Source organism: Rhizobacter sp. P5_A1 (genome assembly GCF_056400745.1).
The window spans coordinates 232,041-248,883 of record NZ_JBFUKR010000003.1; the positions used below are offsets into that span (position 1 = coordinate 232,041).

16 protein-coding genes are annotated in these 16,843 nt (G+C 71.2%); 12 read left to right on the forward strand and 4 right to left on the reverse strand.

Annotation, left to right across the window (positions count from 1 at the left end; all coding sequences use genetic code 11):
• Positions 1 to 18 precede the first annotated feature (18 nt).
• The 4 genes from AC1DTW_RS04655 to AC1DTW_RS04670 all read left to right on the forward strand — a co-directional run bounded on the left by AC1DTW_RS04655 (position 19) and on the right by AC1DTW_RS04670 (position 4,573).
• A complete protein-coding gene (locus AC1DTW_RS04655) occupies positions 19 to 1,239 on the forward strand; it encodes a threonine ammonia-lyase (RefSeq protein WP_477979601.1) in 1,221 nt (406 codons plus the stop codon).
• Positions 1,240 to 1,303: 64 nt separating this feature from the next.
• Positions 1,304 to 2,368: a class II fructose-bisphosphate aldolase gene (gene fba / locus AC1DTW_RS04660; RefSeq protein WP_477979603.1), complete on the forward strand. Its 1,065-nt coding sequence runs from the start codon at positions 1,304 to 1,306 to the stop codon at positions 2,366 to 2,368.
• Between the two features lie 205 nt (positions 2,369 to 2,573).
• A complete protein-coding gene (locus AC1DTW_RS04665) occupies positions 2,574 to 3,488 on the forward strand; it encodes a phosphoribosylaminoimidazolesuccinocarboxamide synthase (protein WP_477979605.1) in 915 nt (304 codons plus the stop codon).
• Positions 3,485 to 4,573 (forward strand): hypothetical protein, encoded by a 1,089-nt coding sequence (locus AC1DTW_RS04670; protein WP_477979607.1) that lies wholly within the window; start codon positions 3,485 to 3,487, stop codon positions 4,571 to 4,573. Before AC1DTW_RS04665 ends, AC1DTW_RS04670 begins: the two co-directional genes overlap by 4 nt.
• Before the next feature lie 19 nt (positions 4,574 to 4,592).
• Here AC1DTW_RS04670 and AC1DTW_RS04675 read toward each other — a convergent pair whose 3' ends face one another.
• Positions 4,593 to 5,540, reverse strand: coding sequence for a tetratricopeptide repeat protein (locus tag AC1DTW_RS04675; protein ID WP_477979609.1), 948 nt, complete (start codon positions 5,538 to 5,540; stop codon positions 4,593 to 4,595).
• Positions 5,541 to 5,662: 122 nt separating this feature from the next.
• Between AC1DTW_RS04675 and purE the strand changes: the two genes are divergently transcribed.
• The 4 genes from purE (at position 5,663) to AC1DTW_RS04695 (ending at position 9,376) form a co-directional block, all read left to right on the forward strand.
• On the forward strand, positions 5,663 to 6,127 hold the full coding sequence (gene purE / locus AC1DTW_RS04680; protein WP_477979825.1) for a 5-(carboxyamino)imidazole ribonucleotide mutase: 465 nt from the start codon (positions 5,663 to 5,665) through the stop codon (positions 6,125 to 6,127).
• Between the two features lie 125 nt (positions 6,128 to 6,252).
• Positions 6,253 to 7,380, forward strand: a complete 1,128-nt coding sequence (locus AC1DTW_RS04685; protein WP_477979611.1) for a 5-(carboxyamino)imidazole ribonucleotide synthase — start codon at positions 6,253 to 6,255, stop codon at positions 7,378 to 7,380.
• Complete coding sequence (locus AC1DTW_RS04690) at positions 7,377 to 8,360, forward strand: L-threonylcarbamoyladenylate synthase (RefSeq protein WP_477979613.1); 984 nt, start codon at positions 7,377 to 7,379, stop codon at positions 8,358 to 8,360. Before AC1DTW_RS04685 ends, AC1DTW_RS04690 begins: the two co-directional genes overlap by 4 nt.
• A gap of 71 nt (positions 8,361 to 8,431) precedes the next feature.
• Positions 8,432 to 9,376 (forward strand): SGNH/GDSL hydrolase family protein, encoded by a 945-nt coding sequence (locus AC1DTW_RS04695; RefSeq protein ID WP_477979615.1) that lies wholly within the window; start codon positions 8,432 to 8,434, stop codon positions 9,374 to 9,376.
• Between the two features lie 25 nt (positions 9,377 to 9,401).
• Here AC1DTW_RS04695 and AC1DTW_RS04700 read toward each other — a convergent pair whose 3' ends face one another.
• Complete coding sequence (locus AC1DTW_RS04700; protein WP_477979616.1) at positions 9,402 to 9,683, reverse strand: SemiSWEET transporter; 282 nt, start codon at positions 9,681 to 9,683, stop codon at positions 9,402 to 9,404.
• A 17-nt stretch (positions 9,684 to 9,700) separates the two neighbouring features.
• Complete coding sequence (dacB, locus tag AC1DTW_RS04705) at positions 9,701 to 11,143, reverse strand: D-alanyl-D-alanine carboxypeptidase/D-alanyl-D-alanine endopeptidase (protein ID WP_477979618.1); 1,443 nt, start codon at positions 11,141 to 11,143, stop codon at positions 9,701 to 9,703.
• 110 nt (positions 11,144 to 11,253) lie between these two features.
• On the opposite strand from dacB, the gene tsaB reads away from it, so the two are divergent.
• The 4 genes from tsaB to AC1DTW_RS04725 all read left to right on the forward strand — a co-directional run bounded on the left by tsaB (position 11,254) and on the right by AC1DTW_RS04725 (position 15,436).
• The gene (gene tsaB, locus AC1DTW_RS04710) at positions 11,254 to 11,970 is read left to right on the forward strand and encodes a tRNA (adenosine(37)-N6)-threonylcarbamoyltransferase complex dimerization subunit type 1 TsaB (protein ID WP_477979620.1); all 717 of its coding nucleotides are present in this window, start codon (positions 11,254 to 11,256) and stop codon (positions 11,968 to 11,970) included.
• A complete protein-coding gene (gene rimI, locus AC1DTW_RS04715; protein WP_477979622.1) occupies positions 11,967 to 12,479 on the forward strand; it encodes a ribosomal protein S18-alanine N-acetyltransferase in 513 nt (170 codons plus the stop codon). The genes tsaB and rimI overlap by 4 nt, the downstream gene beginning before the upstream one ends.
• A 145-nt stretch (positions 12,480 to 12,624) precedes the next feature.
• A complete protein-coding gene (locus tag AC1DTW_RS04720; RefSeq protein ID WP_477979624.1) occupies positions 12,625 to 13,251 on the forward strand; it encodes a uracil-DNA glycosylase in 627 nt (208 codons plus the stop codon).
• A gap of 97 nt (positions 13,252 to 13,348) precedes the next feature.
• Positions 13,349 to 15,436: a putative bifunctional diguanylate cyclase/phosphodiesterase gene (locus AC1DTW_RS04725; protein ID WP_477979626.1), complete on the forward strand. Its 2,088-nt coding sequence runs from the start codon at positions 13,349 to 13,351 to the stop codon at positions 15,434 to 15,436.
• Positions 15,437 to 15,442: 6 nt separating this feature from the next.
• Here the strand turns inward: AC1DTW_RS04725 and glmU are convergent, their stop codons facing one another.
• Positions 15,443 to 16,843: a bifunctional UDP-N-acetylglucosamine diphosphorylase/glucosamine-1-phosphate N-acetyltransferase GlmU gene (gene glmU / locus AC1DTW_RS04730; RefSeq protein WP_477979628.1), complete on the reverse strand. Its 1,401-nt coding sequence runs from the start codon at positions 16,841 to 16,843 to the stop codon at positions 15,443 to 15,445.

Sequence of the window (16,843 nt, forward strand, 5' to 3'; positions counted from 1 at the left end):
GGCACGCCACAATGCGGCATGGACGTGACCGACGATTCGCTGACCCTTGCAGACATCCGCGCCGCGGCCGACCGGCTGCGCGGCGAGATCATCGACACGCCGTGCATGCCGTCGCGCACCTTGTCGGCGCTGACCGGCTGCGAGGTCTTCCTGAAGTTCGAAAACCTGCAGTTCACCGCGTCGTTCAAGGAGCGCGGTGCGCTGAACAAGATGGCGCAGTTGACGGCGGCCGAGCGCGCGAGCGGCGTGCTCGCGGTCTCGGCCGGCAACCACGCACAAGGTGTCGCGTACCACGCGCAACGCATGGGCATCCCGGCGACGATCGTGATGCCGCGCTTCGCGCCGGCGGTGAAGGTCGAACGCACGCGCAGCTTCGGCGCGAGCGTCGTGCTCGAAGGCGACACCTTCGACGATGCGCGCGCGATCGGCCTGGCGCTCGCCGAGCAGCGCGGGCTGACGCTCGTGCACCCGTATGACGACCTCGCGGTGATGGCCGGGCAGGGCACGATCGGGCTCGAGATGCTTGCCGCAATGCCGGGACTCGACACGCTGCTCGTGCCGATCGGTGGCGGCGGCCTGATCTCGGGCGTCGCGACCGCGGCGCGCGCGATCCGCCCCGACATCGAAGTGGTCGGCGTGCAGACCGAGCGCTTCCCGGCCGCCTGGAGCGCGAAGCAGAAGCTGCAGCGCGAGAGCGCGCAGGCGACGATCGCCGACGGCATCGCGGTCAAGTCGCCGGGCGCACTGACCTTGCCGTTGATCCACCGCCTGGTCGACGAGGTGCTGCTCGTCAGCGAAGACGACATCGAGCAGGCGATCCTGATGCTGCTCGAGATCGAGAAGACGGTCGTCGAAGGCGCCGGCGCCGTCGGGCTGGCGGCGCTGATGCACCACGGCGCGCGCTTCAAGGGCCGCAAGGTCGGGCTGATCCTGTCCGGCGGCAACATCGAGCCGCTCGTGCTGGCCGAGATCATCGAACGCGGCATGGTCAAGTCGGGGCGCCTCGCGCGGCTGCGCTTCGATGTGCGCGACGTACCCGGCGCGCTCGCGAACGTCGCGACCCTGCTCGGCAAGCTCGGCGCCAACATCGACGAGGTGCAGCACCAGCGGGCGTTCACGTCGTTGTCGGTCGAGCGGGCGCAGATCGAGGTCGTCGTGCAGACCCGCGGCGTCGCGCACATCGACGAAATCCTGACCGCCATGCGCGCCGAGGGCTATCACGCCGAGCGCGTCGGCTGAACCCGATCGCTACAATCGGCGCGAGTTACAGCACGGTTTCAACACACTTCTCGGGGGACTTTCCATGCCGCTCGTTTCGATGCGCCAACTGCTCGACCATGCCGCCGAAAACGGCTATGGCATCCCGGCGTTCAACGTCAACAACCTCGAGCAGGTGCAAGCGGTGATGAGTGCCGCCGACGAGGTCGGTGCGCCGGTGATCCTGCAGGCCAGCGCCGGTGCGCGCAAGTACGCTGGCGAGCCGTTCATCAAGCACCTGATCCAGGCCGCGGTCGAGAGCTGGCCGCACATCCCGCTGGTGATGCACCAGGATCATGGCCAGAGCCCGGACGTCTGCAAGGGCGCGATCGAGCTGGGCTTCAGCTCGGTGATGATGGATGGCTCGCTGCAGGCCGATGGCAAGACGATCGCGAGCTTCGACTACAACGTCGACGTGACGCGCAAGGTCGTCGACATGGCGCACAAGCTCGGCGTCACGGTCGAGGGCGAGCTCGGCTGCCTCGGTTCGCTCGAGACGATGAAGGGCGACAAGGAAGACGGCCACGGCACCGAGTCGACCATGACGATGGAGCAGCTGCTGACCGACCCCGAAGAGGCCGCCGAGTTCGTCAAGCGCACCCAGCTCGACGCGCTCGCGATCGCGATCGGCACCAGCCACGGCGCCTACAAGTTCACGCGCAAGCCGACCGGCGACATCCTCGCGATCGGCCGCATCAAGCAGATCCACCAGCGCATCCCGAACACGCACCTGGTGATGCACGGCTCGAGCAGCGTGCCGCAGGACCTGCTGGCGGTGATCCGCGAGTACGGCGGCAACATGAAAGAGACCTACGGCGTGCCGGTCGAGGAGATTCAAGAGGCGATCAAGCACGGCGTGCGCAAGATCAACATCGACACCGACGTGCGCCTCGCGATGACCGCGGCGATCCGCAAGTACCTTGCCGAGAACCCCGACAAGTTCGACCCGCGCGACTACCTGAAGCCGGCGCGCGAAGCGGCGAAGAAGATCTGCCGCCAACGCTATGTCGAGTTCGGCTGCGAGGGCCAGGCCGGCAAGATCAAGGCGCAGACGCTGGTGCAGGTGGCGCAGCGCTACACGCGCGGCGAGCTCGCGCAGACCGTCGTCTGATCGCGCCCCGCGCCGAGGCAAACCCCGCTGCGGCGGGGTTTTTTTTGGGCCGACTGCAAACAATCGTCAAACCGAGGTGAAACGGATTGAAAGCAATGTCGCATCACGCATGATCGCCGGGCCTGGTCTTGGCGCTCGGCGCGGCTCCCTACAATTTGCGCCTCCCGCCCAACCCGACCAGGCGTGCCTCGCGGCACGAACCGCCATGACCCCGACGCTGCCCGCCACGCCCTCGCTGCTTTCGAGCAACCTGCACTCGCTGCCGCTGCTGGCGCGCGGCAAGGTGCGCGACAACTACGCGGTCGGTACCGATCGCATGCTGATGGTCGCGACCGACCGGCTCAGCGCGTTCGACGTCGTGATGGGCGAACCGATCCCCGGCAAGGGCGCGCTGCTGACCGGCATGGCGATGTTCTGGTTCGCGCAGCTCGAAGGCATCGTGCCCAACCACCTGACCGGCGACGACCCGCTGAGCGTCGTCGCGTCCGACGAGCGCGAGCAGGTGCGGGGCCGCTCGATGCTGGTGAAGCGGCTGAAGCCGCTGCCGGTCGAAGCGGTGGTGCGCGGCTACCTGGCGGGCAGCGGCTGGAACGAGTACCAGCAGACGCGATCGGTCTGCGGCGTGCCGCTGCCCGAGGGGCTGAAGAATGCGTCGAAGCTCGCCGAGCCGATCTTCACGCCGGCCACGAAGGCCGAGATGGGCGACCACGACGAGAACATCGACTTCGCCCGCATGAGCGGCATCGTCGGCCCCGATCTCGCGCGGCAGGTGCGCGACACCGCGATCAAGCTCTACACCACTGCGGCGGCGTTCGCGCTGACGAAGGGCATCATCATCGCCGACACCAAGTTCGAGTTCGGCCTCGACGCCGACGGCACCCTGACCTTGATGGACGAGGTGCTGACGCCCGACTCCTCGCGCTTCTGGCCGGTCGAAGCCTACGTCGAAGGCAGCAACCCGCCCAGCTACGACAAGCAGTTCGTGCGCGACTGGCTCGAGCAGGTCCGCATCGACGGTCAGCCCTGGAACAAGCGCGCGCCGGCGCCGGCGTTGCCGGCTGCGGTCATCGAGCAGACCGCGGGCCGCTATCGCGAAGCGCTCGAACGCCTGACCACATGAAGTCGCGCCTCCTGAGTCGACTCGAATCCGACATCAGGGGCGCTCCCCATGCACTTGCCGCCGATTGCCTGCGCTGCGAACGCGCGGCCTACCTGGCACGTCTCGGCGACATCGACGAGGCCACGCGCGAGCTCGCTGCGCTGCGCCAGCGCTACGGTTCGAACCCGCAGCCGGCGCTCAGCGCGTGGGTTCATCTCGCCGACGGCCTGATCGGCCACTACGACAACCTGGCGCCCGGCGCGCGCGACAAGCTGGCGCGTGCTCATGCCCTGAGCACCGCGGCCGGCCTGAAGCCCTTGCAGGCTCTCAGTGCCGCTTGGCTCGCGCATTTCGAATACCTGCGCCTCGATGCGGCGGCGCTGGCGCGTCGCGTCGGCGAGGCGATATCGCTGGCGCGGCCCGATCATCATGCGGCGCTGGCGCGCGCCAAGCTCGTCGTCGCGCAGGCGTATCACGAAGGCGGCCGCTATGACCTCGCACGGCCGTGGTACGACCAGGCGCACCACCATGCCACGACCGAGGGCGACGCCGCGACGCTCAGCGCGATGCTCTGGAACATCGCGTCGCTGCACGTCGCGGCCGCACGCCAACGCGAGGCCGCCGGCCTGCCGGTCGACGCGCAGGCGCGACTCAGTGTCGAGTCGACCGGCCACTTCGATGCGCTGCTCGGCGTGCGCAGCCTGCGCGCGTTGCAGCCGATCCTGCGTGCCCAGGCCTACACCGTGCTGGGCCGGACCGATGAAGCGCTGGCGCTGTTCGATGCACACCTGGCCGAGGCGCTCGACCAGGGCATGCGCGAGGTCGAGGGCATGCTGTTCGCGGATCGCGCGTGGTGCCGCTGGCGCGCCGGTCAGCTGCCGGGCGCGCGCGGCGATGCCGGTGCCGCGGCCGCCTGCCTGGCGCTGCCCGGCTCGCACTGCGACCGCGCGCCCGGCCACAGCCGGCTCGCGCAGGTCTACGCGGTGCTCGGTGAGGCCGACGCCGCAGCGCGCCAGCGTGAGCTCGCGGCGCAGGCGTGGGTCGGGCATGCGCTCGATCAGTCGCGGCTGGTCGAGGCGCTGCAACGGCTCGACATCGGCGTCTGACGACCGCGGCCGCGGACGCTCAGAACAGCGTCATGCTCAGCTTGCGGCGATAGCCGTCGACGACCGGGTCGGCCGGCGCCACCACCGCCTGGCTGGCCAGCTCGAGCTTGCCCTTCGGCGTCGCGGCGGCCTCGGCCTTGGTCGGCGCAGGCTTCGCCATCAACTCGAGGATCGCGACGAAGGTCTTGCGCGCCAGCTCGTCGCGCCAGCCCTTGTCGCGCATCAGGATCTCGAGCAGCTCGTCGAGCGCCTGCGTGAAACGCTGCGCCGCGAAATGCCCTTGGGCGAGCTCGAAGCGCGCGTCGAAGTCGCGCCGGTCGGCCGCGATCGCGGCGGCGAGTTGCTCCGGCGTGCGCGCCTTTGCGCTCTGTTCGCAGGCGGCCAGCCAATGGCCGGCGGCCGCGAGCCGCGGGTCGAGCAGCATCTTCGACGCGACCGGCTCGTAGGCGCGGCGTGCCTCGTCGATGCGCCCGGCCCCGAGCAGCGCGCGCAGGTAGTCGTAGCGGGCCGCGTCGTTGCCCGGGTTCACCGCGACGGCCTCCTGCAGCCGCTCGAGGGCGCTGTCGGTGTTGCCGTCGGCCAGCAGTGCCTGAGCCGCCTCGACTTCCTCTTCAGCGGCGAGCGCTTCGCTGCTCGGCACGTGCTTGTCGAGGAAGGCGCGCACCTGCGCCTCGGGCAGCGCACCGACGAAACCGTCGATCGGCTGCCCGCCCTTGAACAGCACGCAGAACGGGATGCTGCGCACGCCGAACATCTGCGACAGCTGGCCGGCGATCTCGGGCTGGTCGTCGGAGTTGAGCTTGGCAAGCGCGAAGCGGCCTTCATAGGCGGTCTCGAGCTTCTCGAGCAGCGGGCCGAGCGCCTTGCACGGGCCGCACCACGGCGCCCAGATGTCGAGCAGCACAGGCTGCTGCATCGATGCGGTGATCAGGTCGGTTTCGAAGTTCTGCAGTGAAATGTCTTGCATGGTCGGGGCTTCCGGGCGGCGGGGTGGGCGAGCAGGGAGATGGCAGCACGCCGCCTACAATTCAAGTTCATCAGCACCTGGAGCGAGCCTTGAGCAGCGCCCCCGTGGTGGTCGGCGTGGTGATGGGTTCCAGCAGCGACTGGGACACCCTGCGCGCAGCCACCGAGATTCTCGCCGAGTTCGGCATCCCCCACGAAGCGCGCGTCGTCTCGGCCCATCGCATGCCGGACGAGATGTTCGCGTACGCCGAAGCGGCCGCCACGCGCGGCCTGAAGGCGATCATCGCCGGCGCCGGCGGCGCGGCCCACCTGCCGGGCATGCTCGCGGCGAAGACGACCGTGCCGGTGCTCGGCGTGCCGGTCGCGAGCCGCCACCTGCAGGGCGTGGATTCGCTGCATTCGATCGTGCAGATGCCCAAGGGCATCCCGGTCGCGACCTTCGCGATCGGCGTCGCGGGCGCGGCGAATGCGGCGCTGTTCGCGGTCGCGATGCTGGCCAACGAAGACCCGGCGCTGCGCGCCCGCCTCGATGCCTATCGCGCGCGCCAGACCGAAGCCGCGCGCGCGATGACGGCCGAGCTGAAGTGAACCACCCCCGCAGCGCCTTCGGCGCACCCCCTCAAGGGGGCGCCGCCAGCGGCCCGGCGAAGCCGGCTCCGCGGCGTCCGCTTGGCTCGGACCCATTCATCGCTCCGGGGGCGACCCTCGGTGTCATGGGCGGCGGCCAGCTTGCGCGCATGTTCGTGCACGCGGCGCAGCGCATGGGCTACGCGACCGCGGTGCTCGACGCCGATCCGGCGAGCCCGGCCGGTCTCGTCGCGCACCACCATGTCCGCACACCCTACCTCGACGAGGCGGGCCTGGCGCAGCTCGCCGAGCTGAGCGCGGCCGTCACGACCGAATTCGAGAACGTGCCGGCGCGCTCGCTGGCCCTGCTGGCCGCGCAGCGGCCGGTCGCGCCGGGCGCCGCCGCGGTCGCGATCTGCCAGGACCGCGCGGCCGAGAAGGCGCACTTCGCGCGCAGCGGCGTCGCCTGTGCGCCGCATGCGGTGCTCGAGGCGGTCGGGCAGCTGGTCGCGGTGCGCGGCGAGTTGCTGCCGGGCATCCTGAAGACCGCGCGCCTCGGCTACGACGGCAAGGGCCAGGTGCGGGTCGAGAGCCGCGCCGAACTGGCGTCGGGCTGGGCCGCGCTCGGCAGCGTCGCCTGCGTGCTCGAGAAGATGCTGCCGCTGGCGCACGAGATCAGCGTGATCGTCGCGCGCGGCGCCGACGGTGCGGTTGTGAACCTGCCGGTGCAGCAGAACCTGCACCGCGACGGCGTCCTCGCGGTCACGCAGGTGCCTGCGCCCGACGTGCCGGCCGAGCTGCAGCAGCGCGCGGTCGAGAGCGCGCGCCGCATCGCCACCGAGCTCGGCTATGTCGGCGTGCTGTGCGTCGAGTTCTTCGTGCTGCGCGACGGCTCGCTGGTCGCCAACGAGATGGCGCCGCGGCCGCACAACTCCGGTCACTACAGCATCGACGCCTGCGATGTCTCGCAGTTCGAACTGCAGGTGCGCACGATGACCGGCGCGCCGCTGGTGGCGCCTCGACTGCATTCGCCCTGCGTGATGCTGAACCTGCTCGGCGAACTCTGGTTCGACGCCGACGGCGAAGAGCGCGACGGCGGCCCCGACTGGCGCGCGGTGCTCGCGCTGCCCGGCGTGCACCTGCACCTGTATGGCAAGGCGGATGCGCGGCCGGGTCGCAAGATGGGTCACCTGACCGTGACCGCCGCGAGCGCCGCGCAGGCTGGCGCGGTGGCGCGCGAGGCCGCCGCGCTGCTGGGGCTCGACGGCTGGTGACGATTCTCGACGGGCTCGACAGCGCCGCGCTCGCGCACGCGGCCGACCAGCTGGCCGCCGGCGAGCTGGTCGCGTTCCCGACCGAGACGGTCTATGGCCTCGGCGCGCGCGCCGACGACGCCGCGGCCGTGCTGAAGATCTTCCGCGCGAAGGGCCGCCCCGAGAACCACCCGCTGATCGTCCACGTCGCCGAGCCCGCGCAGGCCGCGCACTTCGCCGCTGCGGTGCCGGCGTTCGCACAGCGCCTGATCGACGCGTTCTGGCCCGGGCCGCTGACCCTGATCCTGCCGCGCGTGCCGTCGATGGCCGCCGCCGCGGCCGGGCACCAGAACAGCATCGGGCTGCGCTGCCCGTCGCACCCGGTCGCGCGTGCCTTGCTCGCGGCGGCGCTTGCGCGCGGCGTGCCGGGCGTGGCCGCGCCGAGCGCGAATCGCTTCGGCCGCATCAGCCCGACACGCGCCGCGCATGTGGTCGACGAGTTCGGCGGGACCCTCACGGTGCTCGATGGCGGCGACGCCGAGCTCGGCATCGAATCCGGCATCGTCGACTGCTCGCGCGGCCATCCGGTGCTGTTGCGCCCCGGCGTGCTGACGCGCGCGCGCCTCGAGGCGGTGGCCGGCGAGCCGCTCGCAGCGCCCGATGCCCGCGCGCCCCGCGCCCCCGGCACGCTCGCCGCGCACTACGCCCCGAATGCCAGGCTGCGATTGATGCCGACGGCGATGCTTCACACGGCTTTGCAAGTCATCGGCGAGCAGCCATTGAGGCTGGCGGTATATTCGCGCGGCGTGCTGCCCGCCGCCGCTCGCGGCGTGCGGCACCGGCGCATGCCTTCGCATCCGGCGCAGGCAGCGCACGAGTTGTTCTCGGTGCTGCGCGAGCTCGATGCCGAGGGCGTGCAGCTCATCTGGGTCGAAGAGCCGCCGCCGGAGCCCGAGTGGGACGGCGTGCGGGATCGCCTGACGCGCGCTGCGGCTGCGTGACCCGCCCTGGCTGCCCTGGTTTATCCCCGCTGATCCCGCCGAATTTTTCTGGAGCCCGAATGAAGTTGACGATGAACGTAAAGGCCCGCGCCGTGCTGCGCGCCGGCATGCTGGCGGGGGCGGCGTTGCTGGCCTCCTGCGGGGGCGGCGAGCAGGTCGCGACCTTCCATGCCAGCCGCGTGATTGCATTCGGCGACGAGATGAGCGTCATCAACGCCGATGGCAGCAAGTACACCGTCAACGCACTGGTCTCGGGTAGCTCCACGCAAGTCGACTGCGGCAGCAACCCGCTGTGGATCCAGTCGGTCGCGGCCGTCTATGGGCTGGTGTTTCCGCAGTGCCCCGGCGGCGTTGCCGATCCGGTGAGCCGCATTTATGCGACGAACGGTGCAACGGTCGCCGACATCTCGGACCAGATCGACCTGCACCTGAGCAACGGCGGCTTTGCCGGCGGTGACCTCGTCACCGTGCTCGCCGGCGCCAACGACGTCGTCGCGCAGTTCCAGCAGTACCCGGCGATCGGTGAAGACCAGCTGAGCGCGAACCTCAGCGCCGCCGGCGCGGCCCTGGCAGCGCAGGTCAACCGCCTCGCCGGCTACGGCGCGAAGGTGCTGATCGTGACGATCCCCGACATGGGGCTGACGCCGTTCGCCGGCGACCGCTCGGCCGGCTCGACCGACGGCAACCCGGCGTTGCTGAGCCGGCTGTCGACCAAGTTCAATGACGCGCTGCTGGCGAACCTGCTGAACGACGGCCACAAGATCGGCCTGATCCAGCTCGACGAATACCTGAAGGCGGTCGACACGGCCACGAGATCGGGGGCGAGCAGCGTGACCTTCGCCAACACCACGCTGCCCGCGTGCTCGGTCGCGCTGCCGAAGTGCACGACCAACACGCTGGTCGCCGATGCGATCAATTCGAACTGGCTCTGGGCCGACAGTCGCCATGTCGCCGCCGGCGGTCAGTCCAGCCTCGGTTCGCTGGCGACGACGCGCGCGCAGAACAACCCGTTCTGAACGTTGCCGCGCGGCCGCGGTGCCGCTACGACTGGTGTTCGCGCGGCGGCTGGTCCATCAAGCGCAGCTTCATCGTCAGGATGGCGGCCGCGAGCGCCAGCGTCACCGCGTTGGCGATCACGATCGGCCAGGCCTGCAGCAGCGCGCCGTACACCAGCCACAACGCGATGCCGAACGTGAACGCGCTGTACATCGCGAGCGAGATGCCGCTCACGTCGCGCGTGCGAAAGGTCAGCCAGGCCTGCGGCATGAACGATGCGGTGGTGAGGGCGGCAGCGGCGTAGCCGAGGGTGTCGGTCAGGGTCATGGTGGCGTCGGGTTGAATCAGTTCGGGGGTGTTTCGATGGCGTTCGGCGCGTCGTTCGCCGTCCATTGCACGAGCGCGTCGAACGCGGGCCGGGCGGCGTTCGCGTTCGGGTGGTTCGCGATCGCGACGACCGCGTAGCGCCGGCCCGAGACCGCGAGCACGTAGCCGGCGATGCCGGCGACATCGCGCAGCGAGCCGGTCTTCAGGTGCGCGCGGACCTGCGTCGCGGCCGCTCGCTTCAAGGTGCCGTCGACGCCGCTGACCGGCAGCGAGCTCATCAGCTCGGGCATCACCGGGCTGGCCCAGGCGGCCAGCAGCAGGCGCGTCAGCAGCTCGGCACTGACGCGCGATTCGCGCGACAACCCCGAGCCGTTGTCGATCACCAGCGACGCGGCCGCCGCGCCGAGCTGCTCCTGGCTCCACTGCTGCAGCACCGCGCGCGCGGCCTCCGGCGTACCGGCGCCGCGCTGCGTCAGGCCGAGCGTCAGGAACAGCTGCTGCGCCATCACGTTGTTGCTGTACTTGTTGATGTCGCGGACCACCTCGGCGAGCGGCGGCGAGGCCGACTCGAAGCTCGGCGCTGTCGCGGGCGCGGTGCCCTCGCGCACGCCGCCGCCGATGCGCCCGCCGAGCTCTTTCCACAGGCCGAGCAGCGCGCGCGCGTTGTAGCGGTCGGGGTCGGCGTACGCGGTGGCCCAGACCCTCTCGCCGCACGCCGCCGCAAAACCGCCGCTGAAGCGCAGCCGCAGCGGATCGCGGAAATCGGCGCGCAGCGCGGCACGCCAGTCGCCGCAGGCGCCGTTCGTCAGCGGCACGCTCGCGTCGGCGCGCACGCCGGCGAGCGGCGGGTCGGCGGCGATCGTCGCGACGCCGCGCGCCGCATCCGGCGTGATCGTGAACACCAGCGCCTTGTAGTTCAGCAGCAGCGCGTCGGCGCGCACGTTGTAGGGGCGCAGCGCCTCGCCGTCGAACTCGCCGGGGCTGGGCTCGGGGCCGTTGAAACCGGCGCGGTCGAGCACGATGTCGCCGCGGATCTCGCGCACGCCGAGCTGCTGCACGCGCCGCAGCAGCAGCCACATGCGTTCGAGCACGAGTTTCGGGTCGCCTGCGCCCTTGATCACGAGGTTGCCGTCGAGCACGCCGTCGCGCAGGCTGCCCTGCAGCCAGACCGGCGTCGACCAGGTCCATGCGGGGCCGAGCAGATCGAGCGCGGCGAACGTCGTCAGCAGCTTCATCAGCGAGGCCGGGTTCACGGCCTGCTCGGCTTGCCAGCTCAGGCGCGGCGCGGCCGCGCCGCCAACCTCCTGGACCATCGCGACGACCGCGTCGCGCGGCACTTTCGCGCGATCGAGCGCACTCGCGACGGAGGCGGGCAGGGCGTCCGGCGCGGCGCAGGCGGTGGCCGACGAAAGCAGCAGCGCCAGCGCGCAGAGCACGCGAGGCAGCGAGCGAAAGGGCATGCGTCGATGATCGCATGCGAGCGGCGCGGCTAAACTCTTCCAATGACCCCGAAACACCCACGGCCGGGTTGCGACCGTGCGCTTTTCGCGCGTCGCGTGCGGCGGCCCGAATGACCGCGTCGCTGCTGGCGTTCGACACCGCCACCGAACACCTGAGCATCGCGCTGAGCGTGCGCGGCGCGGTGTTCGAGCACGAGGCGCCCGGCGGCGCGCAGGCCTCGGCGACGTTGATCCCGGCGATCTTCACGCTGCTCGGGCGCGCCGCGATCACGCTGCACGATCTCGACGCGATCGCGTTCGGCCGTGGCCCCGGTGCGTTCACCGGCCTGCGCACGGCCTGCGCGGTCGCGCAGGGCCTGGCGCTCGGCGCCGACAAGCCGGTGCTGCCGATCGACACGCTGCTCGCAGTCGCCGAGGATGCGCGCGCCGGCGACCCGGAGGCCCTGCGCGTCTGGGCCGTGATGGACGCGCGCATGGACGAGGTCTACGCCGCCCAGTATGCGTTCGCCGACGCGCGCTGGACGACGCTCGACGCGCCTCGGTTGACGACGCCCGACGCGCTTAACGAACAGTGGCGCGCGCGGGCGCCCGAGCTGCTCGCCGGTAACGCGCTCGGCGCGTTCGGCGATCGCCTCGCGACCGGTGCCGCGCGCCTGGCCCCTGCGGCGCTGCCGCGCGCTCGCGCGATGCTGCCGCTGGCACAGGCGCTCTGGGCGACCGGCGGCGCCGTCGACGCAGCGCTCGCATTGCCGCTGTACCTGCGCGACAAGGTCGCGCAGACGACGCTCGAGCGCGCGGCGGCGCGCGCGGGGAAGGGGTCGGCATGAGCGCGCTGTGGAAGGGCGATGCGCGGCGCGACGATGCGCCCGCGTTGCTGCCGATGACCGTCGCGCTGGTCGATGCGGTGATGGCGATCGAGGTCGCGGCCTACGCGTTCCCGTGGAGCCGCGGCAACTTCATCGATTCGCTCGCCGCCGGGTACGCGGCGCGCGTGCTGCGCGACGCACGCGGCGAGCTGCTCGGCTACTTCGTCGCGATGGCCGGCGTCGACGAGATGCACCTGCTCAACATCACGGTCGCGCCCGCCGTGCAGGGCCGCGGCCACGCCCGCGTGCTGATCGACGCGCTGGCCGCGCTGTGCCGCGCGCAGCAGGCGCGCGCGCTCTGGCTCGAGGTGCGCGCGAGCAACGCGCGGGCGCGCGCGATGTACGAGCGCCTCGGCTTCACGCAGGTCGGCGTGCGCAAGGGCTACTACCCGGCGCCGTTCGGGCGCCGTGAAGACGCGATCGTGATGAGCCTGAAGTTCGATGCGGGAGCAGCCGATGCGCTGGGATGATCGCCAGCGCGCGATGCTGCGCGAAATGGGGGTTCGGTTGTGGTTGGCACCACAACCGGACCCCCTGCGGGGGTCCATTGACTCCCCCCTGCCCCCCGCCGAGCGGGGGGTGGGCGAGGCTGGCGCCCCGCAGGACTTGGTGGTCGTGACGCCACCCGTTGCGCGGCCCGAACCGAAGGCGCCGGTGGCGGGGCTCGAGTGGCCGGCGCTGCGCGAGGCTGTGGCGGCTTGCACTGCATGCAAGCTCTGCGAGGGGCGGCGCCAGACGGTGTTCGGGGTCGGCAACCTGCGCGCGCACTGGATGATCGTCGGCGAGGCGCCGGGCGAACAGGAAGACCGGCAGGGCGAGCCTTTCGTCGGCAAGTCCGGCCAGCTGCTCGACAACATGCTGCGCGCGATCGGGCTGACGCGCGGCGAGGCCGATCCGGCCGCGCAGGTCTACATCGCGAACACGATCAAGTGCCGGCCGCCGGGCAACCGCAACCCGGAGCCCGACGAGCTCGCGAAGTGCGAGCCGTTCCTGGTTCGCCAGGTGCAGCTGGTGCAGCCGAAGATCATCGTCGCGATGGGCCGGTTCGCGGTGCACAGCCTGCTGCGCAGCACCGAGCCGATCGGCCGCCTGCGCGGCCGCGTCCACACGTACCAGGGCGTGCCGCTGATCGTGACCTATCACCCGGCGTACCTGCTGCGCAACCCGGAGGACAAGGCCCGCGCCTGGGACGACCTGTGCCTGGCGCTCGAGACCGCCGGCGCCGCGCCCGGCCGGGCGTAAATTCCACGGCCCCGGCCGGGGCGCGCGACTATGATCCGCAGCGATGGCCGGTGCGCCACCCCGCCGGCGTCGTCGTGCGATGGCCGCTCACCTGCCCATGCATTCCGATCCGGCGCCGCTTGCGCAAGCGGCGCTGTTCGGGCTGCTTGCCGACAAGCTGCCGGTGCGGATCGCGTACTACGGCGCGCACGACCTGCGCTGCCAGTTCGCGAACCGCGCCTACGCGCAGACCTTCGGCCTCGACGAGGCCAGGGTCGTCGGCTCGACCTTCTCCGATCTGAGCGCCACCGAGGCCGGGCATGACCTCCAGCCGCAGGTCGAGCGCATGCTGGCGCAGCGCGGCGCGGTGGTCTATGAGCGCGTCCTCGGCGCGGCCGACGCGGATCGAAGCTGGCTCCAACTTCACCTGCTGCCGCACCTGGACGACGCCCCTGGGCGCCAGGCCGCTGCGCCGATCGGCTGCATCGTGCTGATCCACGACATCACCCCGCACCGCGTGGCCGAGCGGGCCGCGCGTGAATCCGAAGAGCGGCTCGCCAAGTTCATGCAGGCGAGCGCCGAAGGCATCGTGTTCCATCGCGACGGCGTGATCACCGACGCGAACGCACCGATGTGCGAGCTGATCGGCTACCCGCTCGAAGAGCTGCTCGGCCGCAAGACGCTCGAGTTCGTCGCGCCCGATCACGTGGCCAAGGTCGCCGCGGTGATCGCCTCGGGGCAGGAGACGGGCTACGAGAGCGTCGTGCTCGACAAGCACGGCCAGCGCATCCCGGTCGAGTTCATCGTGCGCACGATGCTGCACAACGGCGAGCGGTTGCGCATGACGATCGTGCGCGACATCCGCGACCGCCATGCGGCGCAGGCGCGCATCCACCACCTCGCGCACCACGACGCGCTGACCGGCCTGCCGAACCGCGTCGCGTTCATGGCGCACCTCGCGCAGCAGATGGCGCACACGCCCGGCGGCGACCAGGCGCGCCTGGCGCTGCTGTTCATCGACCTCGATCACTTCAAGCGCGTCAACGACTCGCTCGGGCACCTCGTCGGCGACACGCTACTGCGCACGGTCGCGGTGCGCATCACCGCGAGCCTGCGCGCAACCGACGTGGTCTCGCGCTTCGGCGGCGACGAGTTCGTCGTGCTGCTGTCGGGGCTCTCGGGCGGCCGGCAGCACCGCGCCGATGCCGAGGAGGTCGCGCAGAAGCTGCTCGTCGGCATCGGCGCGCCGCTCGATGCCGAGGGGCGGCCGCTGTCGGTGACGCCGTCGGTCGGCATCGCGCTGTACCCGGACGACGCCAGCACGCCCGACGAGCTCGTCAAGCACGCCGATTCGGCGATGTACCGCGCGAAGGCGCGCGGCCGTGCGAACCATCAATTTTTCGATCGCGGCATGGCGAACTCGGCCTACGCCGAGCTGGTGATGGAGGGCCAGCTCGCGCAGGCGCTGGAGCGCGGCGAGTTCGAGCTGCACTTCCAGCCGCAGGTGCGCGCGCGCGACGGCGGCCTGGTCGGCGCCGAGGCGCTGATCCGCTGGAACCACCCGGAGCGCGGCCTGCTCTCGGCCGACGCGTTCATCCCGCTGGCCGAGCAGCGCCGGCTGATGCTGCCGATCGGCCAGTGGGTGCTCGCCGAGGCCGCGCGCTGCGCATTGCGCTGGCACGAGATGGGGTTGGCGGTGGCGCCGGTCGCGGTGAACCTGTCGAGCGTGCAGTTCCACTCGATCGGCTTCGTCGATGCGGTCGCGGCGGTGCTGCCGCCGCAGGGCATCGGCGCCGGCCTGCTCGAACTCGAGCTGACCGAGCGCATGCTGATGGACGACCTGGTCGAGGTGAAGCGGCGCCTGATGCGCCTGAAGGCGATGGGGCTGCAGATCTCGGTCGACGACTTCGGCACCGGCTATTCGTCGCTCGGCCACCTGAAGGAGCTGCCGATCGACAAGGTCAAGATCGACCGTTCGTTCGTGCACGACCTGCCGGCGAACCGCGACTCGGCGGCGATCGCGCGCGCGATCATCCAGATGGGGCGCAGCCTCGGGTTGCTGGTGATCGCCGAGGGTGTCGAGACCGAAGCGCAGCGCGCGTTCCTGGCCGAGCACGAGTGCGACGAGCTGCAGGGGCTGCTGATCAGCGCGCCGTTGCCGCAGCAGGCCTTCGAAGCCTGGGTGCAGGAACGCCGGCAGCGTTGACGCCGCCTACTTCTTCTTGACCGGACGCTTCCAGCCCGCGAGCGATACCTGCTTGCCGCGCGCGACCGTCAACTGCCCGGCCGGGGCGTCCTTCGAGATCGTCGAGCCGGCGCCGATCGTCGCGCCAGCGCCGATCGTGACCGGCGCGACCAGCACGCAGTTGCTGCCGACATGCACGTCGTCGCCGATCAGCGTGCGGTGCTTGTTCGCACCGTCGTAGTTCGCGGTGATGCTGCCGGCGCCGTAGTTCACGCGCGTGCCGACCGTCGTGTCGCCGAGGTACGCGAGGTGGTTCGCCTTCGCGCCCTTCGCGAGCGTCGAGTTCTTGACCTCGACGAAGTTGCCGATGTGGACCTCTTCGCCCAGCACCGCGCCCGGCCGCAGCCGCGCGAACGGGCCGACCAGCGAGCCGGCGCCGACGCGCACGCCGAGCGCCTCGCCGTCGATGTGCGTGAACGGGTGGATCACCGCGTTCGCCGCGACCGTCGCATTGCGGATCACGCAGTTCGCGCCGATGCGCACGCCATCGCCGAGCTCGACCTCGCCGTCGAACACGCAGTTGACGTCGATCTCGACATCGCTGCCGCAGCGCAGCGCGCCGCGCAGGTCGAAGCGTGCCGGGTCGGCCAGGCGCACGCCGGCCTCCATCAGCGCCAGCGCCTGGCGGTGCTGGAAGCGGCGCTCGAGATCGGCCAGCTGCACCGGGCTGTTGACGCCCAGCACCTCGGTCTCGCTGCCGGCTTTCTCGGTGACGACCGGCATGCCCTCGGCGACCGCCATCGCGACCACGTCGGTCAGGTAGAACTCGCCCTGGCCGTTGTCGTTCTTCAGCGCCGCGAGCCAGCGCTTCAGCGCCGCGGTCGGCGCGGCCATCGCGCCGGTGTAGACCTCGTGGATCAGGCGCTCGGCCGGGTTCGCGTCCTTGTGCTCGACGATGCCGTGCACGCGCCCGCCTTCCTGCGCCGGGCGCCCGGCCGGGTCGCCGCGCACGATGCGCCCGTAGCCGCTCGGGTCGGCCAGCTCGACGGTCAGCAGCGCCAGCCGCGTGCCCGCGCAGGCCTCGACCAGCGCACGCGCGGTGGCCCCTTCGATCAGCGGCACATCGCCGTTCAGGATCAGCGTCGTGCCCGCGTCGTGCAGCTTCGGCACGGCCTGCTGCACCGCGTGCCCGGTGCCGAGCTGCGGCATCTGGCGCACGAATTGCAGGTGCGGCGCGGCGACCGCGGCCTCGACCTGTTCGGCGCCATGGCCGGTGATCGCCACGATGCCATCGGGCCCGAGATCGACAGCGGTCTGCAGAACATGCTGCAATAGGCTGCGCCCGGCCAGCTTGTGCAGCACCTTCGGCAGGGCCGACTTCATGCGGGTGCCCTTGCCCGCGGCCATGATCACGATATCGAGCGCCAT